Origin of the sequence: Amycolatopsis sp. 195334CR, from assembly GCF_017309385.1 — a bacterium.
Taxonomy (GTDB): domain Bacteria; phylum Actinomycetota; class Actinomycetes; order Mycobacteriales; family Pseudonocardiaceae; genus Amycolatopsis.
The window spans coordinates 2185785-2211596 of the sequence record NZ_JAFJMJ010000001.1 but is presented as its reverse complement, the minus strand read 5'-3'; the positions used below and the strand labels follow the sequence as shown (position 1 = coordinate 2211596).

The 25812-nt window shown below is 68.6% G+C and carries 23 protein-coding genes; 19 read left to right on the top strand and 4 right to left on the bottom strand.

The genetic code is table 11. The annotated features are described in order from the left end of the window. Positions 1-4: 4 nt before the first annotated feature. Positions 5-637, bottom strand: a complete 633-nt coding sequence (locus tag JYK18_RS10805; RefSeq protein WP_206801958.1) for a DUF4360 domain-containing protein — start codon at positions 635-637, stop codon at positions 5-7. 160 nt (positions 638-797) lie between these two features. Continuing rightward, positions 798-1427, bottom strand: a complete 630-nt coding sequence (locus JYK18_RS10800) for a DUF4360 domain-containing protein (RefSeq protein WP_206801957.1) — start codon at positions 1425-1427, stop codon at positions 798-800. Positions 1428-1653: 226 nt separating this feature from the next. Between JYK18_RS10800 and JYK18_RS10795 the strand changes: the two genes are divergently transcribed. From JYK18_RS10795 to JYK18_RS10745, 11 genes are all read left to right on the top strand, one after another. After that, positions 1654-2031 (top strand): hypothetical protein, encoded by a 378-nt coding sequence (locus JYK18_RS10795; protein WP_206801956.1) that lies wholly within the window; start codon positions 1654-1656, stop codon positions 2029-2031. Beyond that, entirely contained in the window at positions 2028-2639 is a 612-nt protein-coding gene (locus JYK18_RS10790) for a DUF3558 domain-containing protein (protein WP_206801955.1), read from the top strand. Before JYK18_RS10795 ends, JYK18_RS10790 begins: the two co-directional genes overlap by 4 nt. Positions 2640-2644: 5 nt before the next feature. Beyond that, positions 2645-3904: a hypothetical protein gene (locus JYK18_RS47490; RefSeq protein WP_206801954.1), complete on the top strand. Its 1260-nt coding sequence runs from the start codon at positions 2645-2647 to the stop codon at positions 3902-3904. A 15-nt stretch (positions 3905-3919) separates the two neighbouring features. Beyond that, positions 3920-4639, top strand: a complete 720-nt coding sequence (locus tag JYK18_RS10780) for an ESX secretion-associated protein EspG (RefSeq protein ID WP_206801953.1) — start codon at positions 3920-3922, stop codon at positions 4637-4639. A gap of 106 nt (positions 4640-4745) precedes the next feature. Then, a complete protein-coding gene (locus JYK18_RS10775; protein ID WP_206801952.1) occupies positions 4746-5885 on the top strand; it encodes a DegT/DnrJ/EryC1/StrS aminotransferase family protein in 1140 nt (379 codons plus the stop codon). 38 nt (positions 5886-5923) lie between these two features. Further along, a complete protein-coding gene (locus tag JYK18_RS10770) occupies positions 5924-6871 on the top strand; it encodes an NAD-dependent epimerase/dehydratase family protein (protein WP_206801951.1) in 948 nt (315 codons plus the stop codon). Positions 6872-6909: 38 nt separating this feature from the next. Further along, on the top strand, positions 6910-8109 hold the full coding sequence (locus JYK18_RS10765; RefSeq protein WP_206801950.1) for a glycosyltransferase family 4 protein: 1200 nt from the start codon (positions 6910-6912) through the stop codon (positions 8107-8109). Then, entirely contained in the window at positions 8110-8751 is a 642-nt protein-coding gene (locus JYK18_RS10760) for a DapH/DapD/GlmU-related protein (RefSeq protein ID WP_206801949.1), read from the top strand. A gap of 85 nt (positions 8752-8836) precedes the next feature. Further along, a complete protein-coding gene (locus JYK18_RS10755) occupies positions 8837-14395 on the top strand; it encodes a DUF11 domain-containing protein (protein ID WP_206801948.1) in 5559 nt (1852 codons plus the stop codon). 397 nt (positions 14396-14792) lie between these two features. Beyond that, entirely contained in the window at positions 14793-15425 is a 633-nt protein-coding gene (locus tag JYK18_RS10750; protein ID WP_206801947.1) for a hypothetical protein, read from the top strand. After that, a complete protein-coding gene (locus JYK18_RS10745; protein ID WP_206801946.1) occupies positions 15422-15880 on the top strand; it encodes a hypothetical protein in 459 nt (152 codons plus the stop codon). The genes JYK18_RS10750 and JYK18_RS10745 overlap by 4 nt, the downstream gene beginning before the upstream one ends. Positions 15881-15911: 31 nt before the next feature. On the opposite strand, the gene JYK18_RS10740 is transcribed toward JYK18_RS10745, so the two are convergent. Then, positions 15912-16874 carry a Gfo/Idh/MocA family protein gene (locus JYK18_RS10740; protein WP_206801945.1) on the bottom strand — a complete coding sequence of 321 codons (963 nt, stop codon included), beginning with the start codon at positions 16872-16874 and terminating at the stop codon, positions 15912-15914. Continuing rightward, positions 16871-17977, bottom strand: coding sequence for a DegT/DnrJ/EryC1/StrS aminotransferase family protein (locus tag JYK18_RS10735; RefSeq protein ID WP_206801944.1), 1107 nt, complete (start codon positions 17975-17977; stop codon positions 16871-16873). Before JYK18_RS10735 ends, JYK18_RS10740 begins: the two co-directional genes overlap by 4 nt. 197 nt (positions 17978-18174) lie before the next feature. Between JYK18_RS10735 and JYK18_RS10730 the strand changes: the two genes are divergently transcribed. The 8 genes from JYK18_RS10730 to JYK18_RS10695 all read left to right on the top strand — a co-directional run bounded on the left by JYK18_RS10730 (position 18175) and on the right by JYK18_RS10695 (position 25551). Further along, positions 18175-19245 (top strand): hypothetical protein, encoded by a 1071-nt coding sequence (locus JYK18_RS10730; RefSeq protein ID WP_206801943.1) that lies wholly within the window; start codon positions 18175-18177, stop codon positions 19243-19245. Continuing rightward, positions 19224-19808 carry an HAD family hydrolase gene (locus JYK18_RS10725; RefSeq protein WP_206801942.1) on the top strand — a complete coding sequence of 195 codons (585 nt, stop codon included), beginning with the start codon at positions 19224-19226 and terminating at the stop codon, positions 19806-19808. The genes JYK18_RS10730 and JYK18_RS10725 overlap by 22 nt, the downstream gene beginning before the upstream one ends. A gap of 81 nt (positions 19809-19889) precedes the next feature. After that, the gene (locus JYK18_RS10720) at positions 19890-20129 is read left to right on the top strand and encodes an acyl carrier protein (RefSeq protein ID WP_206801941.1); all 240 of its coding nucleotides are present in this window, start codon (positions 19890-19892) and stop codon (positions 20127-20129) included. After that, the gene (locus JYK18_RS10715) at positions 20126-20857 is read left to right on the top strand and encodes an SDR family NAD(P)-dependent oxidoreductase (RefSeq protein ID WP_206801940.1); all 732 of its coding nucleotides are present in this window, start codon (positions 20126-20128) and stop codon (positions 20855-20857) included. Before JYK18_RS10720 ends, JYK18_RS10715 begins: the two co-directional genes overlap by 4 nt. Further along, complete coding sequence (locus JYK18_RS10710; RefSeq protein WP_206801939.1) at positions 20854-22251, top strand: AMP-binding protein; 1398 nt, start codon at positions 20854-20856, stop codon at positions 22249-22251. Before JYK18_RS10715 ends, JYK18_RS10710 begins: the two co-directional genes overlap by 4 nt. Continuing rightward, a complete protein-coding gene (locus tag JYK18_RS10705) occupies positions 22248-23300 on the top strand; it encodes an acyl-protein synthetase (protein WP_206801938.1) in 1053 nt (350 codons plus the stop codon). Before JYK18_RS10710 ends, JYK18_RS10705 begins: the two co-directional genes overlap by 4 nt. Further along, a complete protein-coding gene (locus JYK18_RS10700; protein ID WP_206801937.1) occupies positions 23297-24541 on the top strand; it encodes an acyl-CoA reductase in 1245 nt (414 codons plus the stop codon). Before JYK18_RS10705 ends, JYK18_RS10700 begins: the two co-directional genes overlap by 4 nt. Before the next feature lie 29 nt (positions 24542-24570). Continuing rightward, positions 24571-25551 (top strand): lysylphosphatidylglycerol synthase transmembrane domain-containing protein, encoded by a 981-nt coding sequence (locus JYK18_RS10695; RefSeq protein ID WP_206801936.1) that lies wholly within the window; start codon positions 24571-24573, stop codon positions 25549-25551. The last annotated feature ends 261 nt before the right edge of the window (positions 25552-25812 follow it).

The window sequence follows — 25812 nt, the reverse complement described above, 5'->3', positions numbered from 1 at the left end:
TAGGTCATGGACACGTCTTCCAGGCGAAGTGGTACGTGGTGGAGAAGTTGCCGTCGGTCGAGTCCATCATCATGAAGCTGGTGGTCGTCTTGGGGTCCGAGGTGCCCACGTTGACCCGCAGTTCGGTGTTGATGTTGAAGTGCCGCTTCTCGCCGCACGGCGAGTAGACGATCGAAATGAGCTCGGTCTGGTCCGTTGCCTGCCAGCTGTCCTCGAGCGGCCCGTTGTAGGTGTGGCTGGTGTAGGCGGTCGGCGACATTCCCTGGAAATAGTAGTTCGCCCGTTCGGTTCCGGACGCTCCCTTCGCCAGTGCGGCGAAACCGCGGTAGTCGGCCTGCGCGATTCCGTAGGTGAATCCGGACGGCGCGTTGATCCGGAGGTTGAGCTGGCAGTTCTTGCGGAAGTCGGTGGGGGCCGCGCCGACACCCACTTGGGCCAGGAAATCGCTGTAGGTAACGGTGAATGCTTTGTTGTCCGGGGACACGGCGACGGCGGCGGTGCCCGCCGGACAGCCGGAACCGTTGACGGTGACCACGTCGATCGTGAAATGGTCTGGCGGCGGTGTGGTGCCGGGGGCCCCACCCGGCGGAATCACGATGGACATTGCCAATGCGGTAGCGGCCAGCGCGCTGAACATGTGCACACCTTTCCGGGGATTTCAACTCCAGGTGGCGGCGGTTCCTGAATGCTAGCGCGCCGACCGCTACCGCAATTCCGCTAAACGGGTGCCTTTTTTATTGTGGTTTATCGTCGGCGGAAAAGGGCAGGGTTGAGCAATGGTGGTGAGTGGTGGATTCTCAACATTTCTTCCACGAGAAATGGTACTTGGTGTCCACGTTGCCGTCGGTCGAGTCCATGGACATGAAGCTGGTGGTCGTCTTGGGGTCCGAGGTGCCCACGTTGACCCGCAGTTCGGTGTTCACGTTGAGGTGGCGCACTTCGCCGCAGGGTGCGTACACAATGGAGGCGAAGTCGGTCTTGTCGGTGGCCTGCCAGTTGTCGCTGTAGGGGCCGTTGTAGGGGTGCACTTCGGTGGCATTGGCCGATTGGCCCTGGAAGTAGTAGTTGGCCCGCTGGGAGCCGTAGGCGCCCTTGGCCAGGTGGGCGAAGCCGCGGTAATCCGCCTGTGCGATGCCGAAGGTGAAGCCCTGCGGGTAGTTCACTCGGAGGTTCAGCTGGCAGTTCTTCCGGAATTCGATGGGGGAGGAGCCGGCCCCGGTCTGCGCGAGGTAGTCGCTGTAGGTGACGGTGAAGTTGGTGTTGTCGGGTGACACCGCGACCGCGGATGTCCCAGCCGGACAACCCGATCCGTTCACCGTGACGATGCTGATCGTCACCTGTTCCGGTGGGGCCTCCGCCGGTGCGACGGAACCGGGGGTGGTTATCGCCGAGAGGGCAAGGGCACTGGCAGCCAGCGCAGTGAACATGATGCACCCTTCTGATGCGTCTTGAACAACTAATCGTGGCGGCGGTGGTTCAGGGTATCGGGGCCAGTTCCCCCGGCACTCCGCTGAACGGGCCCATGTTTTGCACTTGGTGCATCGAAATCATCCCCACTGCACCCATTCGGACGCCTGGCCGTAGTCCCGCGGCCGCGTACCTAGTGGAGCTCGGCATAGATTACGAAATGGGTTTACTAATGCTGCGCAGGGGTTGTCGTTCAATGCGGTGTTCACCTATGGTAATCGAACCGATACAGCAAATTCGATCTTGAGGGGGGTCGAGATGGCGGCCGGATACACCTTCGACGCCGACGCCCTCGCTGATCGAATACGCCAGCTCGAAGACATCCTGGGCCGCGTCGACGACAACAACCAGATGCTTTCCTTGGCTGCTTCGACGGTTGTCCCGCCATCCCAGGACGGGCCCGCAGGCGCTCAGGCGAAGGCGACGGTCATGTCCATCGCGCTCGCCATCTCGCACAACAAAGCGATGCGTGACTACGCGCAAGCCTATCTGGATCAGTTGTGCAAAGCCGCCGGGTGTTACGTCGCCCAGGAGGACGAAACCGGAGCGGTGTTCGTTCGATGATCTTCCGAAGATTCGGTCTCGCCCTTTTGCTGGTTACGGTCTTGCCGATTGCAGCTTGCGGATCGCCTGTTTCGGGGCGGGCGATACCCGCGCCCCTCGCCGCTCCGGGGTCCGCGCCGCCGGTGCTTCCGGCGCCGCCGGATTCCGTGGTCCCGAAGGTGAAGGAGCCGCTGGACCCGGCGAAGTTCGTCGCCGATCCCTGTTCGAGCCTGACCGCCGCGCGACAGGCCGAGTTCAACGTGACCTCCAGCCGGATCAACGAGCACGACTTCGGCTCCAGCTGCATCTGGAATGTCGGTTCCGGCAGAACCAGCCTTGGTGTCAGCTATGCGACAAAGGTACCGACCGGCCTCGGCAACATCTACGCGTTGCGGGACGCCGGATGGTGGGACGGCGGCTACTTCGAGCCGACCGAGGTCGACGGCTATCCCGGGGTCTACGTCGCGCTGGTGGACTACCGGGCGAGCGGCGACTGCAAGCTGGTGGTGGGGGTCAACGACAGCCTGTTCTTCGAATCCTCGGTGGTGACGCCGCCGAGCAACGATTCGTGTCTCGGGGCCAAGAACGTGGCCGAGGCGATCTTGCAAACCATCAAAGAGGGGGCCTGACGGCGATGAACGGGCAGGAGATCTACGAGAACTTCGCCAACGCCACCGGGCCGGGACCACTGATGGACACGCAGACGGTGCTGAATTCGGTCGCGGGTGAGTACCAGGAACTGGCGGCGTCGATCGCGGCGGTGGCGGCGGCGTTGGAGGAGGGGTGGACCGGGGACGCGGCGGGGGCTGCGGAGCGGGGGGCCGGGCCCTTGAGCGCGCAGCACGCGGGGGCCTCCGAGGCGTTGACCGTGGCGCAGGACCTGTTGGGCAGGCAGGTGGACTCGTTCCTGCTGGCGAAGAACTCGGTCGAGCCGGTGCCGCCGGTGCCCGCCGCGCCGTCGAGCATGGTGAACGTGATGACCCTCGGGTCGGCCGGGGCGAGTTACGAGGCCTTCGTGAGCGAGGCGAACTCGGTGGCCCAGCGCAACGTGGCGGCCATGGAACTGTGGGCCAACCACTCCACCTACAACACCGAGATGATGCCGACCAGCTACGGCGAGATCAGCCAGCCGGAGGTGTCGATCGCACTGGCGGAGCCGGTGACCGGCGGCACGGGTGGCGGACCGTCCGATTCGGATGTCGCGCCGGGACAGTCCTCATCGGACGCCTCGGCACTCCCGGAGAAAGCTGGAGCCGCCGAGCCCGCCCCCGGCAGCCAGCCCGGCCTCGGTACGCAGCCCGCGCCCGGCCCGCAACCCGGCACAGGCACCCAGCCCGGTTCCGGCCCGCAGTCCGACTCGGGCACGCAGCCCGGCTCCGGTACCCAGGCCGCTGTCGCCGTCCCGATCGAAGGGGCCACCCCCACCCCGGCCACTCCGGTCCCGACGCCACCTCCGGCCCAAACCCCGAGTCCCGGCGTGACGGTGGCCCCACCAACGACCGGCCCCGGCACCCCCACCCCCGGCGCCCCACGCCTCGGCACTCCAACACCAGGCACTCCAGCACCCGGGACCCCCGCCCCACGCCCCGGCACCTCGGCCCCCGGCGTCCCAGCACCCGGCACACCGAACCCAGGCCAAGCGACCCCCCACCGCCCCACCCAGCCACTCGGCACCCAAGCACCCACCTCCCCACCACCCACCAGACCCACCTCCAGAACCACCCCCCTCCCCGGCACCCCCGCCCCCACCCGCCCCGCCGCCGCGGACGACGGGGAGCACGAGCGCCGCTACGGGGTCCCGGAGGACAAGCACTTCCAACCCGCCGAGGACGGCAAGAAGGTCATCGACCCGCGCACCGGCCTCCCCGCCGCCGTGCCCGTCATCGGCGGCTGAACCGGGGCGATCGTCGTGTGGTTCGCCGAGCCCGAGCACTTCTTCGCCGACCGCCTCGCCGCACTGGTCACCGACGTCACCGGCGGCGACCCGCACCTGGTGCTCGCCCCGGAACCGGTCTGGCTGGACGCCGACGGCCGCGCCGAAGCCGACCGGGTGCTCGCCGAGGAACGCGCTCGCTACGGCACCCCCACCGACCAGGAGGAACCCGACCTCCACGCCGTCGCCACCCTGCTCAGCACCCCACCCGAGGCCCGCTACGGCTGGGTCTCCCACACCGGCGAACGCCGTCCGATGGGCGTGCTCGCCGCCCGCTGCTCCTGGTTCGGCCTGATCGCCGCCCGCCAGGACGACGACGTCTGGATCCGGACCTTCTGGCGCGAGGACCTCAGCGCCCTGCTCGCCGACGTCCTCTCCGACTGGCGCAAGCCCCCGGAGCAGCCGATCAGCGTGCTCCGCAGCGAGCTCCTCGACCCGGTCGTCCCCGGCACCGAAGTGCTCCGGGCACAGCGCGTGGCCTCCCTGCCCCAGTACGGCGTCGCCGAGTTCTACGCCGAAACCCGGCAAAACGGCACCCGCCGCCGCAGCCCGCACCCGGTGCGCGTGTACGACAACGCCGACGGCCGCTGGACCATGCGGATCACGCCGCTACCCTCGGACGAGCGGATCGAGCTGGCGCCGGCCGGAACCACCGACGTCATCCGCCTGCTCGACCAGCTGCGGCGCGACCTGTGACACTCCGGGCAACCTTCCCCCAGGTCGGTGCGTCGAGGTACGGGGCTGCTCGGACTCCAGCGGCGCTCTAATACACTGCGACCCGTCCTCGTGCAATGGGAGAGGTATGTCTGACAGCGCCAATCCGATCGTCCTTGGCCAGCCGACCGTCGGGGAGGAAGAGCTCGCCGCGGTCGCGGAGGTCTTCCGGTCCGGATGGCTGGCCGGGGCCGGCCCCACCTGCCGCAAGTTCGAAGAACGCTTCGCCACCGCGGTCGGGACCCAGCACGCGCTGGCGACCAGCAACTGCGGCACCGCGCTCTTCCTCGGCCTCAAGGTGCTCGGGGTCCAGCCCGGCGACGAGGTCATCGTCGGCGACTACACCTTCCCGGCCACCGGCCACGCCGTGCTCCAGGCCGGCGCCACCCCGGTCTTCGCCGACATCCGCCCGGACATCTGGAGCGCCGACCCGGCCTCGATCGAGTCGCTGATCACGCCGAAGACCGTCGGCATCCTGGCGGTGGACGTGTTCGGCCAGCCCGGTGACTTCGACGAGTACCGCGCGATCGCCGACAAGCACGGCCTGTGGCTGTTCGAGGACGCCGCCTGCTCGGCCGGCGCCACCTACAAGACCCGCCCCGCGGGCAGCCTGGCCGACCTGGCCGCCTTCTCCTTCCACGGTCGCAAGGGCATCACCGCCGGTGAGGGCGGTGCGCTGGTCTCCGACCGCGAGGACCTCATCGCGCACGCGCGCAAGCTGCACACCTACGGCATCGAGCCCGCGTTCAGCCGCGAGGGCAGCGACGAACTGCCCATCCCGAGCTTCCACGAGCTGGGCTACAACTTCCGCATGTCGGACGTGCAGGCCGCGATCATGAACGTCCAGCTGGACCGCCTGCCGAATCTGCTCTCCGTGCGCCGCTCGGCCGCGAAGCAGTACCACGAGGGCTTCGCCTCGCTCGACGGCGTCGAGGTGCCCGTCGCGCTGCCGGACCGCGAGCACCCGTGGCAGGCCTACGTGCTGACCATCGCGCCCGAGATCAGCCGCGACAAGGTCGCCCTGCGGCTGCGCGAGCGCGGCGTCGGCTGCAACTTCGGCACCTACGCTTCGCACGTCCAGCCGATCTACGGGCAGAAGCAGCAGCTGCCCGTCTCGGCGGACGCGTTCAAGCGGCACCTGGCCATCCCGATGCACTCGAACCTGACCGACGACGAGGTCAGCCGGGTGATCGAGGCGGTCACCGAAGTCGTCACCGAGCTTTCCTGATCCAGCGGACGAACCAGCAACAGGAGAAAACGCACACCATGTCCGAAAAGAAGACGGTCCTGTTCACCGGCGCCGGCGGCTTCATCGCGGGGCACGTGATCCCGATGCTGATGGAGCGCGGCTACTTCGTCCGCGCCTTCGACAACATGACCCGCGGCGACCGCGAGCGGATGAACGAGTGGGCCGCCACCGGCAACCTCGAGCTGGTCGAGAAGGACGTCCGCTACGGCGGTGCGGTGCGTGAGGCCATGCGCGGCTGCACCCACGTGGTGCACTTCGCCACCGTGTCGATCAACAAGTCGATCGCCGACCCGCACGAGTCGGTCGACATCAACATGACCGGCAACCACAACGTCTTCGCCGCCGCCGCGGACGAGGGCGTGCAGCGCCTGGTGTTCGCCTCGACCGCCTCGGTCTACGGCGACCCGGAGCGTCTGCCGATGCACGAGAACGACACGCTCCGCCCGCTCACCCCGTACTGCATCACCAAGCGCGCCGGTGAGGACCTGCTCGGCTTCTACGAGCGGCAGAAGGGCCTGTCCTGGAACGCCCTGCGCTTCTTCAACGTGTACGGCCCCGGCCAGAAGAGCGAGGCGTACTACACCTCGGTGATCAACCACTTCATCACCCGCCTGCGCAACGGCCAGCCGCCGATCATCGACGGCAAGGGCGAGCAGTCGATGGACTTCGTGCACGTGCACGACCTGGCCCGGTCCGTGGTCGCCGCGCTCGAGTCGGAGAAGTCGAACCTGCCGATCAACATCGGCACCGGCATCGACACCTCCATCGCCACCCTGGCCAAGATCCTCATCGACGCCGTCGGCGTGCAGGTGGAGCCGCAGTTCAACGAGCGCGACGTGCTGGTCTCGCGCCGGGCCGCGGACATCAGCCGGGCCAAGGAGGTCCTCGGCTGGGAGCCGACCATCCCGGTCGAGCAGGGCATGCACGACCTGGTCAAGCTGCACATGAGCCAGGCCGCCGGCTGATGGGCTTACCACCGGCCGGATCGGCAGAGGGGCGCTCGATGAACATCGTCGTGGTCAACAACTTCTTCCCGCCTCGGGTGGGGGGCAGCGCGCACATGTCGGCGTCGCTGGCCGAGCAGTACGCGGCCGGCGACAACAACGTGCTCGCCATCACCGCCGCCTACCAGGACGCACCGGCGGAGGAGGAACGCGACGGGTACCGCGTGGTCCGGCTGCCGGCGATGAAGATGCCGCAGCTGGGCCTGTCGATCGACTTCGACATGACCTTCGCGTCGGTCCGGCCGGGCAACTGGCGCAAGCTGTTCAAGATGCTGGACGCCTTCCAGCCCGACGTGATCCACCTGCACGGGCAGTTCTTCGACCTGTCCTGGATGGTCGGGCTGTACGCGCGCCGCCGCGGCATCCCGGTGGTCGTCACCATCCACACCCTGCTGATCAGCGACAAGAAGCTGTACAGCTCGGTGTTCCGGATGCTCGACGCGCTGCTGGTGCGGCCCATCCTCGGCATCATCAAGCCGCGGTACGTCATCCTGGACAAGCTGGGCGTGGACTACTGCGTCAAGCGCTACGGCACCAGCGACGCGAACTCGGAGTACTTCCCGATCGCGGTGGACACCGGGCACTTCGACAAGCCGCTGACCAGGGACGTGCGCGAGGAGAACGGCATCGGGGACGGCCCGCTGATCGTCTCGCTCGGCCACGTGATCCCGCTGCGCGACCGGATGCCGCTGGTCAACGCCATGCCGGCGATCCTGGAGAAGCACCCGGACACCAAGGTGATCGTGGTCGGCCGGGTCTACCACGACGCGTTCATCAAGCGCGCCGAGGAACTGGGCATCGCGGACAAGTTCATCGTCAAGGGCGCGGTGCCGAAGGCCGACGTGCCCTCGTACTTCGCCGCCGCCGACATCGTCACGCACGACCTCAACGGCGGCTGCGGCACGGCCTCGCTGGAGGCCATGCTGTCCGGCACCGCGACGATCACCTCGACCACCCTGGACAACTACCCGGGCATCGAGCTGCGCAACGGCGACAACATCCTGATCGTGCCGCCGGACAACAGCGAGGCCGTCGGCGAAGCGGTGATCGACCTGCTGGACGACCCGGAGAAGCGCGCCGAGCTGGCGAAGCGGCAGAGCGCGATGGTGCGGGACAACTTCGGCCTCGACGTGGTCACCGACGAGCACCTGCGCACCTTCGAGAAGCTGATCGCCGAGTCGACCCCGAAGGGCCGCTGAATGTTCTTCGACGACGAGCGCAGCAACCGGCTGCGCCCGCAGATCCTGACCGAGCTGGTCGGCGAGTACATGAACGACGCCGAGCGCGCGAAGCTGTTCGGCCTGCCGGAGACCACCCGGATCCGGCAGCGGGCGAAGATCGTCAGCCCGGAGAACCTGAAGATCGGCGAGCACTGCTGGATCGGCGAGGGCACCATCCTGGACGCCTCGGGCGGGATGGAGATCGGCGAGCACACCAGCATCGGGGTGAACACGCTGGTGTTCACGCACTCGAGCTGGCTGGCGAACATGACGCTGCAGAACCACTCGGGCAGCGACCTGATCGAGCGCAAGCCGGTCAAGATCGGCAAGGGCTGCTTCATCGGCGGCCTGGTGGTGATCATGGCCGGGGTGACCATCGGCGACTTCGCCACCGTGCAGCCGAACTCGGTGGTGGCCAAGGACGTGCCCGCCCGGTCGCTGGTGGCGGGCAACCCGGCCAGGGTGTTCCAGCGCTACGACGACGAGTACATCGAGAGCGAGGTCAAGCGCGTCCGCGAGGACAACGAGCGGCGTCGCAAGCTCGCCGAGGAGCGCGGGATGGCGGTCGGGTCGTGGGGAGCGCCCGCCGGTGACTTCAGCGAGGCCGACCCGGCCGAGTGATCTCCTCACCCTGGCAGGTGAACCCCGTTCAATAACCCTGCCAGGGTGATTGAGTCCACTGTGGATCACAACGAGAGTGGTCGTCGTGTCCACAGTGAGCCGGTTCGGCCGGGTTGTGCTCGCGGTGCTGTTCGCCGTTTCGAGCCTTGTCGCGTTCACCACCCCCGCTGCCGCCGCGGTGGTGAAGCCGTTCGCGTTGAACTTCAACGAGGCCGTCTACGGCGACTTCCTCTACGCCGGGAACGGGTCGTTGCGCTGCCCGGTGCCCGCGGACGGGGCGCCGGCCACCGGCTCCGGCAACTCCCCGGCGGACTGCGTGAGCAGCGCGAACCGCAGCACCACGCAGGTCAACGACAACTTCTTCATGCAGTGGTCCGATGTGGACTCCGACGCCGGGACCTTCGACTCCAGCCGCGCGTCGGTGACCATTCCGCCCGGTGCCCAGGTGAAGTTCGCCCGGTTGAACTGGGCGGGCAACACCGGCGTCTACAACAGCTCGCCGGGGCGGCCGTCGACCGTGAAGATGTGCCAGGTCCGCAACGGCAACACGCCCGCGGTCCTGCCGCCGGGCACGCCGGCAGGCCAGGCGGTCCGGCTCTCGGTGGGTGGCGCGAAGGCCGTCGACGTGAGCCCGGCCTCCTACACCGAGGACCCGTCGTCGACCTACAGCGGTGGCCAGTACTACTCCGCCTACGCCGACGTGACCTCGGCGTTCGCCGGGGCGCCGACCGGCTCGGCGCTGGACCTGACCGTCGGCAACGTGTGGGCGCCGAAGGGTTTCGGCTGCATGGGCGGCTGGTCGATCGCGGTGGTCTACGCCTATCCGGAGCGCAACCCCGCCTACGCCCCGGCCAAGCGCGAGGTGTTCATCTACGACGGGCACGTGCGGCAGAACAGCTCGGACCCGACCACCAGCGTGAACATCACCGGCTTCCGCGCCACCTCGCCGGAGTCGCGGGTCGGGGTGACCGCCTACGAGGGCGACTGGGGCCTGCCGCGCGACACGTTCGCGATCAACGACCAACCGGAGTTCGAACCGGACACCGGTGACGCGTCGAACTTCTTCATCTCCAACGGCCAGGGCGCCACCGCGCCCGCGGTGAAGAACAACTTCAGCGTGGACGCGAAGTCGTTCACCACCGGCAACATCCCGGCGGGCGCGACCAGCGCGAAGATGAGCTTCAGCACCGGCGGCGACGCCTACCTCGCGCAGAACCTGGCCTTCTCCACGCCGGTGCCCGAACTGCAGATCACCAAGACCGCCGAGCCGAAGGCCGTGCACGCCGGTGACCAGGTCACCTTCACCATCACGGTGACGAATCCGAGCGGCGCGCCCGCGTCCAACGTGCGGGTCGCCGATCCGCTGTTCCCGTCGTGCGCGAAGACCATCGGCACGCTCGGCGGCGGGCAGAGCACCAGCTACACCTGCACCGGCACGGCGGGCGGCGCCGACTTCACCAACACCGCGAAGGTGACCGGGACCAGCGCGCTCGACGACCCGCTCGAAGGCACCGCCACCGCCGAGGTGGACGTGCTGAACCCGGCGATCGAGCTCACCAAGTCCGCGGACAAGGCCGCGTACACCCCCGGTGAGCAGGTGGTCTTCACCATCAAGGTGACCAACACCGGCGACGCGCCGCTGTCCTCGCTCACCGTCACCGACCCGAAGACGGCGAACTGCGCGCGCGGCCTGCCCGGCACGCTGGCGCCGGGCGCCTCCACCGAGTTCACCTGCACCGGGACCGCACCGCTGCCGGACAACGTGAACACCGCGACGGTGACCGGCAGCGACCAGCTCGGCAAGCAGGTCACCGATTCCGGTGACGCGCCGGTACCGATCGCGGCGCCCGCCATCGACGTGCGGAAGTCCGCCGACCCGGCGGTGATCCACGCCGGTGAGCAGGTGACCTGGACGATCACCGTGACGAACACCGGGGGCAACGCCCTGGACCCGGTGGTGGTCACCGACGACACCACGCCCGCGTGCGGCCGGACGCTCGGCGCGCTGGCGCCGGGCGCGTCCACCGAGTTCACCTGCACCGGGAACCCGGCGGTGACCACCACGAACACGGTCACCGCGACCGGCACCGACGCGGTCGGGCAGCAGGCCACGGACACCGCGAGCGCCACGGTCACGGTGATCCGCCCGGGGATCCAGATCGAAAAGTCGGCTGAGCCCGCTTTGGTGCGGGAGGGCGATGAGGTCACTTTCACCATCACGGTGACGAATACGGGCGACGTGCCGCTTTCCGGGGTTTCGGTGGCGGATCCGGTGGCTTCGGCGTGTGCCAGGACGATTGGCACTTTGGCTCCGGGGGCTGTGCAGACCTACGAATGCACTATGTCCGCTCTTGCGGATGATTTCACCAATACCGCGACGGCCTCGGGGATTGACCCCATCGGTGGTTCGGTTTCGGATTCCGATGATGCCGTGGTGGACGTGATTCATCCGGCGGTGACGATCACGAAGGACGTGTCGCCGGAGGCGGTGCGGGAGGGTGACCTGGTCACGTTCTCGATCACGGTGACGAACACGGGTGATGTGCTGTTGTCTTCGGTGTCCGTTGTGGACGATCAGACTCCTTCGTGTGCCAGGGAAATCGGTGTGCTTGCACCTGATGGCTCGACCACGTACACGTGTTCGGTGACGGCGGGTGCGGCTGGGTTCACGAATACCGCCTCGGTGACCGGCACCGACCCGACCGCACGCCCGGTGAGCGACACCGACGACGCGACGTTCGTGGTGCAGCAGCCGGGGATCTCGATCACCAAGACCACCGAGGGCGGCCCGTTCCGGGTCGGTGACCAGGTGACCTTCACCATCACGGTGACCAATACCGGGGACGTCCCGCTGACCACCGTCGAGGTCACCGACCCGCTCGCGGCCGACTGCGCCAGGGAGATCGGGTACCTCGGGGTGGCGGGCTCGACGAGCTTCACCTGCACGATGGCCGCGCCGGAGGACGACGTCACCAACGTCGCCACGGTCACCGGCACGCCACCGACGGGCGCGGAAGTGACCAGTCAGGACGACGCCGTGGTGGACGTCATCCACCCGGGTATCCAGGTGGAGAAGTCGGCGGAACCTTCCTTGGTGCGGGAGGGTGATGAGGTCACGTTCACGATCACGGTGACGAATACGGGCGACGTGCCGCTTTCCGGGGTTTCGGTGGCGGATCCGGTGGCTTCGGCGTGTGCCAGGACGATCGGCACTTTGGCTCCGGGGGGTGTCCAGACCTACGAATGCACTATGTCCGCTCCTGCGGAGGATTTCACCAATACCGCGACGGCCTCGGGGATTGACCCCATCGGCGGCTCGGTTTCGGATTCCGATGATGCCGTGGTGGACGTGATTCATCCGGCGGTGACGATCACGAAGGACGTGTCGCCGGAGGCGGTGCGGGAGGGTGACCTGGTCACGTTCACGATCACGGTGACGAATACCGGTGACATACCGTTGTCTTCGGTGTCCGTTGTGGACGATCAGACTCCTTCGTGTGCCGGGGAAATCGGTTTGCTTGTGCCTGATGGCTCGACCACGTACACGTGTTCGGTGACGGCGGGTGCGGCCGGGTTCACGAATATCGCCTCAGTGACCGGGACTGACCCGACCTCGCGCCCGGTCTCCGACACCGACGACGCCACCTTCGTCGTGCAGCGGCCCGGGGTGGAGATCACCAAGACCGCCGAGGGCGGCCCGTTCCGCACCGGGGACCAGGTGACGTTCACGATCACCGTGACCAACACGGGCGACGTGCTGCTGACGAACGTGCAGGTCGCCGACCCCGTCGCGCCGGACTGCGCCCGGACGATCGAGGTGCTCGAACCGCAGGGCACCAGCACGTACACGTGCACGATGGCCGCACCCGAAGACGACGTCACCAACGTCGCCACGGTCACCGGCACACCACCGACCGGACCGGTGGTGACCGATTCCGATGATGCCGCCGTGGACGTGATCCACCCGGCGGTCACCATCACGAAGGATGTCGCGCCGGAAGCGGTGCGGGAGGGCGATCAGGTCACCTTCACCATCACCGTGACGAACACCGGTGATGTGCCTTTGTCGACTGTGTCCGTTGTGGACGATCAGACTCCCTCGTGTGCCAGGGAAATCGGTTTGCTTGCGCCTGATGGCTCGACCACGTACACGTGTTCGGTGACGGCCGGTGCGGCCGGGTTCACGAATACCGCCTCAGTGACCGGGACTGATCCGACCTCGCGCTCGGTGTCCGACACCGACGACGCCACCTTCGTCGTGCAGCACCCGGGCATCGGCATCACCAAGACCGCCGACGAAGGGCCGTTCCACGCCGGTGACCAGGTCACCTTCACCATCACCGTGACCAACACCGGGGACGTGCCGCTGACCGACGTCCAGGTCACCGACGCCATCGCGCCGGACTGCGCCAAGACGATCGAGGTGCTCGAACCGCAGGGCACCAGCACCTACACGTGCACGATGGCCGCGCCCGAGGACGACGTCACCAACGTCGCCTCAGTGACGGGGACGCCGCCGACCGGGCCCGACGTGACCAGCTCCGACGATGCCGTGGTGGACGTGATCCATCCCGGCGTCGAGATCGACAAGTCGGTCGAACCCGGTCAGGTGCGGCCCGGCGACGAGGTCACCTACACGATCACCGTGACCAACACCGGCGACGTGCCGCTGACCGCGGTCACCGTCACCGACGACAAGGCCCCGGCCTGCGGGTTCACCCTCGCGCGGCTCGACGCCGGTGCCACCGAGACGCGGACCTGCACGATCGTGGTCAGCGAGGACGTGACCAACACCGCTTCGGTCACCGGCACCGATCCGATCGGGCAGCGCGTCACCGACACCGACGAGGCCGAGGTGGACGTGATCGGCCCGGGCATCACGGTCACCAAGACCGGTCCGGCCAAGCCGGTGCTGCCCGGCCAGAAGGTCACCTTCACCGTGGTCGTGAAGAACACCGGCGACGTGCCGCTCACCGACGTCCGGCTGGCCGACGAGGTGGCACCGGGCTGCGCTGTGGCGATCGGGTCGCTGGCGGTCGGTGCGGAAGCCGAGCCGGTCACCTGCGAGGTGACCATGGGCGAGCAGGACATCACGAACACGGTCACCGCGACCGGGAACGACCCGACCGGCAAACCCGTCGACAGCTCGGACGACGCCGTGGCGAAGGTGGCGAAGCCGGGGCTCGACGTCACCAAGACCGCGTCGGCGGACCGGGTCGAGCCGGGGGCGACGGTCACCTTCACGCTCACCGCGACCAACACCGGCAACGTCGCGCTGGCTCCGGTGGTGGTCACCGACACCACGCTGCCCGTCTGCGCCCGCACCTTCGACCGGCTGGACCCCGGTGCCAGCCGGGAGTGGACGTGCACCACGACGGCGCCGCGGAGCGGTGACCTGGTGAACGTGGCGACGGGCACCGGCACACCCGACACCGAACAGCCGGGCAAGCCGGTCACGGACACCGGTACGGCGAAGGTGACCGTCGTCGACGACAGCACGCCGCCGCCGGTGGGGCCGAAGCCGCACCAGCCGCCGCTGGCCAAGACCGGGGCCCAGGTGTGGACGCCGTTGATGATCGGTGTGGGGTTGCTGGTGAGCGGTCTCGGCCTGCTGTTCGCGGGACGGCGGTCGCGGCGGGGTTAGTGGTGTACCGCGGATGTATCCGCGCTGGACCGGGGCGGTTCAGGCTCACGTCGTCAGTGCTGGATCGACGAGGTGGGGTCGATGAACAAGTCGAGCAATCTGAAGCGCGCCGCGGTCTACGGGATGGCCGGCCTGGTCACCGCGACGATCGGGGCGTCCACGGTCAGCGCGATGACCGCGGAGGACGAGAAGCCGGAGGCCGGTGCCGCGCAGGCGGTTCCGGCGCTCACGGCCCTGGCCCCCGCTCCGGATCCGGCGCCGCAGCAGGGGAAGGTGGCTCCACCGCCCGCCGCCCAGCCCCCGGCCGCGCAGCCGCCGGCCGCAGCCGCCGGCCGCGCAGCCTGCCGCCCCGGTCCAGCCTGCGCCGCAGCCCGCCCCGCCGGAGCGGCCCGCCCCTGTGCCACAGGCCGAGCCGACGAAGCAGGGTGAGTCGCAGAAGGCCGAGCACGGTAAGTCCGAGCCGCGGGTGCAACAGGTGGCCGAGCGGCCGCGCCGGGTGGTGGAGAAGGTGGTGCGAAAGCCGGTCATAGTGCAGGCCGCCGCGCAGCCGTCGGTGAGTGCGGAGGCTACGTCGACCGGTCCCTCGGCGAAGTCCTACGCCATCGTCAGCGACGGCACCAAAACGGTGATCGCCGAATCCGGCAAGCCGGTCGTGGTTCAGCAGCACAAGCCTGCCGAAGCCAAGAGCGAGAAGAAGGCCGAAGGTAAATCGGAGAAGAAGGGCGAGCAGAAGGCTGAAGCCAAGTCCGAGAAGAAGGGCGAGCAGAAGGCCGAGAAGTCCGCGAAGGCCGCGAAGGCCGCGAAGTTGGACAAGGCCGTCGCCAAGTTGGATGAGGCGGAGCAGTCGGTCTCGCAGGCGGAGAAGTCCCTGTCCCACGCGAAGACCAAGCTCGCCGAGGCCAAGGGCGAGGTCGACTCGATCCGCAAGGACCTCGCGAAGGACAAGAAGGTCAAGATCAAGCTGCCGGGCAAGATCGACGTCTCCCCGGAGGTCGCCAAGAAGTTGCGCGACCTGGCCCAGCAGAAATGACCGCCATCCTGGCGGCCCCCCGGACGATGAACCAGGTCGTGCGGGCCGCGGTCGAGCGGGCCGGGCTGCGCCGCAAGCGTCAGGCCACCCGGTTCATGGTCATCCCGAACGACACCTGGCTGCACCAGCGCGTCCCCGGACCCGAACCGGTGGTGGAGCCCGTCGAGGACTACTACCACCTCGACCACGAACACCGGCCGATGAGCCGGGCCACCGCCACCGGCCTGGGTGGGTTCGCCGCGTCGGTGGTGTCCGGGGTCCTGCCGAGCCTGGTGGTCAGCCCGGTCGCCGGCGTGGTCGCGGGCGTCGCCGCCGGGGTCTTCGGTGGGCTGATGGGGCGGTCACTGGCCGAAGAGGCCTACGAACGCAAAACCGGACCGAGCGACGGCAATACCGGACCGGGCGACGGCAATACCGGACCGGGCGACCACAAAACCGGACCGGGCGACGGCTGATCCCAAGACCAGCCGTCGCCCGGTCGCGGCGTCACGCCGGGGTCGAGGCGGTTTCCTTCACCGTCGCCACCACCTGGTGCGACGGCAGGATCGAGTCGCGCTCGGCGGCCGCGTCGATCTTGCCCTCCAGCAGGTCCACGAACCGGTCCAGCTGCGTCGCCAGCGGCTCGCGCGCGGTGACCAGTTCCGGGATCTCGATCACGGTCTGCTGCCGGTAACCGAGGCCGTCGGAGCTGGCCGAGTCGTGCGACACGTGGCGGTAGATGGTCACGTCGCGCCGGAGCAGGTCGATCTCGATCAGGCGGTCCAGTTCGGACACCACCAGCGAGCGCACCTTCCGCTGCCCCAGCCGCGAGGCGGACACCGTGGCCAGCCCGGTCGGGAAGGTCAGCACCGTCTCGATGGTGTCCTCGGCGCCCTCCACCGACGACGGGTGGAAGTACCCGGCCCCCGAGGTCACCCGCGCCGGGGTCTGCCCGCCGAAGAACTGGATCGCGATGTCCACGTCGTGCACCAGCAGGTCCCAGGCCACCCCGGTCTTGATCCGCGGCGCGTACGGGCCGTGCCGCCGGGCCATCAGGTGGATCGGCTCGTTGACCAGCGCCCGCGCGGTCATCACCGCCGGGTTGTAGCGCTCCAGCAACCCGCACATCAGCGGGATGTCCTTGGCCGCCGACAGCTCGACGATCTCCTTCGAGGACTCCAGGCTGTTCGACACCGGCTTCTCGACCAGCAGCGGCTTGCCCTGCGCCAGCACCTCGAGCGCCAGCGGGTGGTGCACCTCGGTGGCCGCGGCCAGCACCACGGCGTCCACATCGGACAGTTCGCCGATCTCCGGGGTCCACCGGGTCTCGAAGCGCTCGGCCGCCTTGCGCCCGGCCTCCTCGCGCGGATCGATCACGCGGGTCAGCTCCACGCGCTCGTTCTGCGACAGCACCCGGGCGTGCAGCGAGCCCATGGTGCCGGTGCCCACCAGTGCGATGCGGTGCGTCATGCGCCGAGTACCTCGCGAACCGTCTCGATGATCTTGTCCAGGTCGTCGTCGGTGAGCTTCGGGTGCACCGGCAGCGAAAGCGCCTGCGCGGCCACCGACCGCGCCACCGGCACGCTGTCCAGGTTCGCGTCCGGGATCAGCTCGTGCCCGCGGTAGCAGTCGTAGTCGAAGACGACCTTCGGGTAGTAGATGCCGTTGCCGATGCCGCGCTCGGTCAGCGCCGCGGCCAGTTCGTCGCGCGAGAGGAACGCGTGCGGGCCGACCAGCACGGTGTACTGGTGCCAGACGTGCTCACGGCCGGGCAGCACCTGCGGCAGTTCGAGCCCCGGCGTACCGGCCAGGCCCTCGTTGAGCCGCTTCGCGTTGCGCTGGCGGGCCGCGGTGATCGTGTCCAGCTTCTCCAGCTGCGGGATGCCGACCGCGGCGTGCAGGTCGGTCATCCGGTAGTTGTGCCCGGCGACCTCGTACTGGTAGCGGGCGCGCATGCCCTGGTTGCGCAGCACGCGCAGCCGGTCGGCCAGCTCGTCGTCGTCGGTGGTGATCACGCCGCCCTCGGCGGTGGTGATGTTCTTGGTGGCGTACAGCGAGAAGCAGCCCAGCCCGAACGAGCCGGAGCGGCGGCCCTCGAAGGTCGCGCCGACGGCCTGCGCCGAGTCCTCCACCAGGTGCAGCCCGCGCTCGGCGGCCAGCGGCGCCAGCTTGCCCATGTCCGCGGTCTGGCCGTAGAGGTGCACCGGCATGAGCACCTTGGTGCGCGGGCCGATGGCCGCGGCCACCGCGTCGGGGTCGACCGCGAAGTCGTCGCGCCGGATGTCGGCGAAGCGCACCGTGGCGCCCGCCTCGAGGATCGCGTTGAGGGTCGCGACGAAGGTGAACGGCGAGGTGATCACCTCGTCACCCGGCTGCAGGTCCAGCACCTGGAGCGAGGCGACCAGCGCGGTGGTGCCGTTGTTCACCGCCACCGCGTGCTTGGTGCCGGAAACGGCCGCGAAGGCTTCCTCGAATCGCTTGACCATCGGGCCCTGGGCGATGGCGCCGGATCGCAGCACTTCGACGACCAGGTCCTCCGCGTCGCGGACGTCGACCACGGTAATGGGGATCATGCAGCAGTCTTTCACCTCGGCGGACACATCTGGCGCGTCAGGTACAGTCGTGCCTCGGCATGGCTAGTAGCCCCCTGGGTCGGCACCGGTGCTGGCACTGACGCGGGCGTCACGATACCCGCCGGTCGCAAGTGGCTTCCCGCTGCCGCCTCGGCCCTGGTGCGCGGGCCTGAGCAATAAGGGCGAACACACACAAAATGAGCAGTGCACGCATTCTGATCACCGGCGCCGGTGGCTCGGCCGCCTACAACTTCCGGGACGCGCTCGCCGTGTCGCCGAACGAGTACTCGGTGGTCGGCACCGACATCAAGCCGTACCACCTCGAGCTGCTCAACGTGGACGCGAAGTACCTGGTCCCGCCGGTCTCCGACGCCGGGTACGTGGACGCCATCAACCGCGTCATCGAGGCCGAGCGAATCGATTTCGTGCACCCGCAGCCCGACGTCGAGGTCGGCTTCCTGGCCGAGCACCGGGACAGGCTGAACGCCCCCACGTTCCTCCCGGACGCCGGTGCCATCGCACTCTGCCACGACAAGATGGCCTTCAACGCGCACATGAAGGCCAACGGCGTTTCGGTGCCGGAAGCGGTCAAGATCGATTCCCAGTCCGATCTCAAGGGCGCGCTGGAAGAACTGCTCAAGATCAATCCGAGGGTGTGGCTGCGGGCCATTCGCGGTGCCGGTTCCCGGGGCAGCCTGCCGATCAACTCCTACTATCAGGGCGACGCCTGGATCGACTACTGGCGCGGTTTCCGCGGCCTCGACTACGGCGACTTCATGGCCAGCGAGTACCTGCCCGGCGAGGAGTTCGCCTGGCAGAGCCTGTGGCACGAGGGCGAGCTGATCACCTCGCAGGCCCGCTCCCGGATCGAGTACATCTTCGGCAACCTCACCCCCAGCGGGCAGAGCTCCTCGCCGTCGGTGGCCAAGACGGTCAACCGCGACGACGTGAACAAGATCGGCGAGGCGGCCGTCCGCGCGGTCTCGGCCAAGCCGAGCGGGGTGTTCTGCGTGGACATGAAGGAGAACGCCCAGGGCGTGCCGATGGTCACCGAGATCAACGTCGGCCGCTTCTTCACCACCAGCAACTTCTTCGCGCACGCCGGGCTGAACATGCCCGACATGTACATCCAGCTCGGCCTGGGCAACCAGCTCGCCGAGAAGCCCGCCGTGTACAACCCGCTGCCCGACGACCTGTACTGGGTCCGCATGATCGACATGGGCTACCAGCTGGTCAAGGAAGGCGAATGGGCAGCCAAGCAGATCTGAGCGCGATCGCGTTCGACTTCGACGGCACGCTGTTCCGCCTCCCGGTGGACTTCGCCGGCCTGCGCGCCGAACTCGGCCTCGACCCGGACGCCAAGCTGGGCGACCTGTTCCAACGGTTCCTCGACGAGGGCAACACCGAGGGCCTCGACGTGGTGACGCGGTACGAGCGCGAGTCGGTGCCGCGCGGTGAGTTCACCACCGGCGCGCGCGAGCTGCTCGAAGCGCTGACCGGCCGGTACAAGCTGGCGATCGTGACGCGCAACTCACGGCACTGCGTGTTCGACGCGCTGGGCAACCTCGCGGACGGCCTGTTCGTCATCGGACGGGAGGACGTCGCCCGGCTCAAGCCGGACCCGGAGGGCGTGCACGCGGTGCTCAAGCACCACGGCGTCACGGCCGACGAGGCCGTGCTGGTCGGCGACACCTACCACGACGTGGAGGCCGCGCACGCCGCCGGAGCACGCAGCGTGATCGTGCGCAACGACTCGCTGAAGTTCCGGCCGGAGGGCGCGGACACCTACCTCGAAACGCTCAGTGAGCTGCTGCCCGCGCTCGCGGGCTGAACCGCCGGGGTTGGTACCGTCGTCGGTGGTCATCGGCCTCGTTCGCGAAGGCTCTATTCGACAAGGAAGTGCCAGGTAGACATGGCTGTGCAGGACAAGCTGAAAGAGGTCTTCGTCGAGGCTCTCCAGCTCGAGGACGGGGTCGACGTCGAAAACCTCAAGTACCGCGACATCGAGGCGTGGGACTCGGTCGGCCACATGGCGCTGGTCGCCGCCATCGAGGACGAGTTCGACGTGCAGTTCGACACCGACCAGGTGATCGACATGAGCAGCTTCAAGGTGGCCGTTGACATGGTCAAGGAGCTGCAGGAGCAGGCGTGACGCTCTCGGGAAAGGTCGCACTGGTCACCGGCGGTACCCGCGGCATCGGGCTGGCCACGGTCCGGGCGCTCGCCGAGGCGGGCGCCACCGTGGTGCTCACCGGCCGTGACGAGTCGGCGGCCAAGGAAGCCGCGGACTCGGTCGGCGGCGCGGTGAGCGGGCTCGCGCTGGACGTCACCGATCCGAAGGCGATCGCCTCGCTGGTGCGCGGGGTGGCCAAGGAACACGGGCAGCTCGACATCGCGGTGGCCAACGCCGGGATCATGGAGGGCGGCCTGCTCGGCATGATCCGCGCCGAGGACGTCGACCGCACGCTGGCCACGAACGTGGCGGGCACGCTGCACACGGTGCAGGCGGCCGCCCGCGCGATGATGCGGAAGAAGACCGGCTCGATCGTGGTGCTGGCCTCCGTGGTCGGCGAGTACGGCAGCGCCGGGCAGACCGTGTACGCGGCGTCCAAGGCCGCGGTGGCGAACATCGCCAAGTCCGCGGCGAAGGAACTGGGACGATCCGGCATCCGGGTGAACGCGGTGGCCCCCGGCGTGATCGAGACGGCGCTGACCGAGAGCCTGACCGACGAGGTGCGCGCGTCGAACGCGCAGAGCACCCCGCTGGGCAGGCTCGGCAAGGCCGAGGAGGTCGCCGCCGCGATCCGCTTCCTGGCCGGCGACGAGGCTTCGTTCATCACCGGTCAGGTGCTGGGCATCGATGGAGGCTTGGTTCTGTGACTCTGCTGGGTGCGGGTGCTCGGCTGATCGACGCGGCCGGGGGCCGCACGCTAGCCGGAGCGGAACTCACCGACGAGGTCGCGCGGCTCGCCGCCGGGCTGCAACTGCTGCCGCCGGGCGTGCTGTTCGCGCGCACCTCGGTCGACCTGGACAGCGTGCTGCGGTACCTGGCCGCCTTCGAGGCGGGCCGGGCGATCGCGCTGATCGACCCGGCGCTGGACGCCGACGTGCTGGCCGGGCTGATCGAGCGCTTCCGGCCCGCGGCCGTGTTGCAGGCCCCAGAGGCCGATGCGCCCGCCGGGTACGCGCTGACCGACGGCCACTGGGTGCGTGAGGCGCTCGACGGCGTCGAACCGCACCCGCACCTCGCCGTGTTGCTGCCGACCAGCGGTTCCACCGGCAACCCCAAGCTCGTCCGGCTCTCGCGGGCGGCGGTGCTGTCCAACGCCGACGCCATCGCCGAGGTGCTGGAGATCGACGCCGACGAGGTCGCGCCGACCAGCCTCCCGCTGCACTACAGCTACGGGCTGTCCGTGCTGAACTCGCACCTGGTGCGCGGCGCGACGGTGGTCGTCGAGCCGTCCGGGGTGCTCGGCCGGGGCTTCTGGGACGCGGTCGACGAGCACAAGTGCACCTCGCTGGCCGGGGTGCCGTACCACTACGAAATGCTCCGGCGGCTCAAGTTCGACCCGGAGAAGTACCCGAGCCTGCGCACGCTGACCCAGGCGGGCGGCAAGCTCCGCAGCGACCTGATCACCGAGTTCAACGACAAGATCCGCGCGGTCGGCGGCCGGATGTACGTGATGTACGGCCAGACCGAGGCCGCGCCCCGGATCTCCACCGTGCCCGCCGACCGGCTCGCCGAGAAGCTCGGCTCGGTCGGTCCCGCGCTGCCCGGCGGCAAGTTCACCATCCGCCGTGACGACGGCGAGGAGACCACGCACCCGAAGATCGTCGGCGAGGTCCTCTACCGCGGGCCGAACGTGATGATGGGGTACGCGGAGAACGAGGGCGAGCTGGCCGCGGGCGACGAGTACGGCGGCGAACTGGCCACCGGCGACCTCGGGTACCTCGACGCGGACGGTTACCTGTTCATCACCGGCAGGCTCAAGCGGATCGGCAAGGTCTTCGGCAACCGGGTCAGCCTGGATGATCTCGAGCAGGCCGTGCGTTCTGCTTCGGTGGGGATCGACGTGGTGGCGGCGGTCGCGGCCGGGGACAAGGTCGTGCTGTTCGCCGAAGGCGCCGACCGGGACACCTGCAAGGCGGCGTCCCGCGCCCTGTCGGAGCGGCTGCACCTGCACACCAGCGGCTTCGACGTGCGTCCCCTGGACACCGTGCCGCTGCTGGCCAGCGGCAAGATCGACTATCGGACGCTGGAGAGCCAGGTATGAGCGTGTTCACGCTGTCCCAAGCGGAGCGGGAGGCGACGCTGCTGCCGCAGCTGGCCGAACTGACCGCCCACCACCGGGCCAATTCGGCCGGGTACGACCGGATCCTGTCCTCGCTGGGCATCGCGCGCGACGCGTCCTTCGGCTCGATCGCCGAGTTGCCGTGGCTGCCGGTCCGCATGTTCAAGACGCACGACCTGAAGAGCGTGCCGGACGCCGAGGTGTTCAAGACGCTTACCTCGTCCGGCACCACCGGGTCCGGCGCCTCGCGGATCTACCTGGACAAGGAGGCGGCCGGCGCGCAGACCAAGCAGCTGGGCGCCACCCTGCAGACCGTGCTCGGCGGCGAGCGGCTGCCGATGCTGATGGTGGACACCGTCGGCATCATCAAGAACCGCCGGTCGTTCTCCGCGCGTGGCGCCGGCGTGCTGGGCATGGCCAACTTCGGCCGCAAGCACGTCTACGTGCTCGACGAGAACGACAAGCCGGACGTCGAGGCGGTCAAGGGCTTCCTGGAGCGCCACGGCGACCAGCCGTTCCTGATCTTCGGCTTCACCTTCATGGTGTGGCTGTACCTGTACGAGGTCGCCAGGGACAACGGGCTCGACCTGTCCAACGGCATCCTGATCCACTCCGGTGGCTGGAAGAAGCTGATCGACCGGTCCGTGGACAACGACGAGTTCCGCAGGCGGTTCCGCGAGGACACCGGCCTGCACCAGATCTACAACTACTACGGGATGATCGAGCAGATCGGCACGGTGTTCCTGGAGGGGCCGTCGGGCGGCTCGCTGTACTGCCCCGACTTCGCCGACGTGGTGATCCGCGACCCGGAGACCTGGGCCGAGCAACCGGTCGGCAAGCCGGGCGTCATTGAGGTGGTGAGCACCCTGCCGCGTTCGTACCCCGGTCACGTCCTGCTGACCGAGGACCTCGGGGTGTACAACGGCATCGACGACGGCGACTGGCCCGGCAAGCACTTCTCGGTGCTGGGCAGGCTGCCCAAGGCCGAGGCCCGCGGTTGCTCGGACACCTTCTCGGGGCAGGCGGCATGAGCCTCACGCAGCGTTTTCCCCTTGGTGACTCGGTTGCGGTCGGCGAGCTGGTCGACCGGCTCCAGGCCGAGCCCGACGGTGGCCGCCTGAAGGTCGGCGACCCGCGCGTCGTCGAGTTCCTCACCAAGTTCGCGCGCAAGCTGCTCGCGCCCGCGGTGGCCCGCCGGTACCCGGAGCTGGCCTCGCTCGGCTTCTTCCTGCGCAAGGCGGAGATCCAGAAGGCACTGGGGCGGCTCGCTTCGGACGACGAGAGCGCCTTGCGGTTCCCGCGCGGGCTGGTCTTCCACGTGCCACCGGCCAATGTGGACACCATTTTCGTCTATTCGTGGGCGTTGTCCGCTTTGGCGGGGAACCACAACGTGGTGCGCGTTTCCTCGCGTTCGGCGGGGGCCGCGGAAGAGGTGCTGACCGCGCTGAACGCCGCGTTGTCCGAAGTGGACCCGGAAACCGCCGCGCTGATCACGCAGACCCAGCGGATGATCACCTACGACCGCAGTGACGAGATCAGCGGCGCCCTGTCGCTGGCCGCCGACCTGCGGGTGATCTGGGGCGGCGACGGTTCGGTGAAGGCGCTGCGGCAGTACCCGCTGGCGCCGCACGCGCGGGACCTGACCTTCCCGGACCGGTCCTCGTTCGCGGTGATCTCGGTCGACGGGTGGCGGGCCGCGTCCGAGGCCGAGCGCCGGGGTGCCGCCGAGGGCTTCTACAACGACTCGTACTGGTTCGACCAGGCCGCCTGCTCCTCGCCGCGTGCGATCTTCTGGGTGGGGGACGAGTCATTGGCCGCCGAGGCCGGGGTCGAGTTCCGGAGGCTGCTGTCCGAGGTGCTCGCGGCGAAGCAGCACGTCACCGAACCGGCCATGGCCGTGCAGAAGCGGGTCTCGGCCTACGGTGCCGCGGTCGACGGGCTGGTCACCTCGATGACCTTCGACGGCAACGCGGTCGCCACCCTCGAACTGGCCGATCCGTCCTCGCTGCCGCGTGAATGGCTGGGGGCGGGCACGTTCGGCTCGGCGAGTGTGCGTACTCTCATCGACTTGGTGCCGATTGTGGTGCGCAAAGATCAAACCGTCAGCCAATTCGGGTTCGGCCGCGAGGAATTGGTTGAGTTCGCGACCGAACTGGCGGGGCGCGGCGTGGATCGAATCGTTCCGTTCGGATCCGCGCTCAGTTTCTCCGCCGTCTGGGACGGTTACGACCTGCTGGCCGAGTTCAGCCGCTTGGTGAGTGTTCAGGTGTGAGCACGCCCGACGAGGAGACACGACGACCGATGACGACCGTCGAGCCCGACGAGACCGCCGTCGAGGTGGCAGGCAAGGCGCCCAAGTCCACCAAGGCGAAGCTCATCGACGCCGCCCGGTGGCTGGCGATCGCCGTGGTCATCTTCTTCGCCGCTCGTTCGCTGATCACCAGCTGGGACGAGTTCTGGGTGACCATGAAGGGCATCCCGTGGCTGTCCTCGGCGTTGTCGCTGGTCGCGCTGGTCGGCAGCATCGCGGTCGGGGTGTACGCCTGGCAGATCGTCGTCGACGAGCTGGGCAAGCCGATCGGGTACGCGCGGGGCGCGCAGATCAACCTGGTCGGTTCGCTCGGCAAGTACATCCCCGGTTCGGTGTGGGCGTATCTGCTGCAGATGGAGCTGGGCCGCAAGGCCGGGCTCGCGCGGGCCCGGATCTTCACCGCGTCGCTGATCCACCTCGGGGTCGGCGTGGTCGCCGCGCTGGTGCTGTCGATCCTGGCGATGCCCGCGGTGTTCGCGAACAGCCCGCACGCGTGGTGGCTGCTGGTCCTGCTGCCGGTCGGTTTCACCGCGCTGCACCCGAAGGTGCTGACCTGGGGCACTTCGCTGGTGCTTCGCATCCTGCGTCGTCCGCCGCTGGACCACCAGCTGTCGTACAAGCTGATCGGCAAGGTGTTCGGCGCGCTGGTGCTGGTGTACGCCCTGCAGGGCACGCACCTGTGGCTGCTGGCGAACTCGGTGGGTGCGCCCGGTTTCGGCGGTTTTGTGCTGTGCATCGGCGCGATGGCGATCGCGATGACCTCGGGCACGTTCGCGTTCATCCTGCCGAGCGGGGTGGGCGCGCGGGAGTTCGCCATGGTCGCGGTGCTGACCGCGACGGCGATCTCGGGCCCGCAGGCGCTGGCTTTCGCGGTGGCTTCGCGGGTCATGTTCACCGTCGCCGACCTCATCACCGCGGGCGGCGCGGCCCTGACCGCCCGCCTCCAGGCCCGCCGGACGGCCACCGCCTGACCCCTGTGGGGTACTGCCCGGTCGGTACGCTGTTATATATGCCCTGAGCAGGGGAAACCCGCTTATCCCCAACCGCGCCCACCCCTGTGGATAACTCCGTCCACAGGGGTGGGTTTTGGGTGCGCTCCGGCGGGTGGCCACCGCTCGGGCGGGTGGCCACCGAGGGCCCGCTGTGAATGTGGCTTTCACTGCGCGAAGCCGCGCCGCCCCGCCTCCCGGTGTCACGAATGTGGCTTTCTCAGTAGTGGGTTTTGGGGGTGG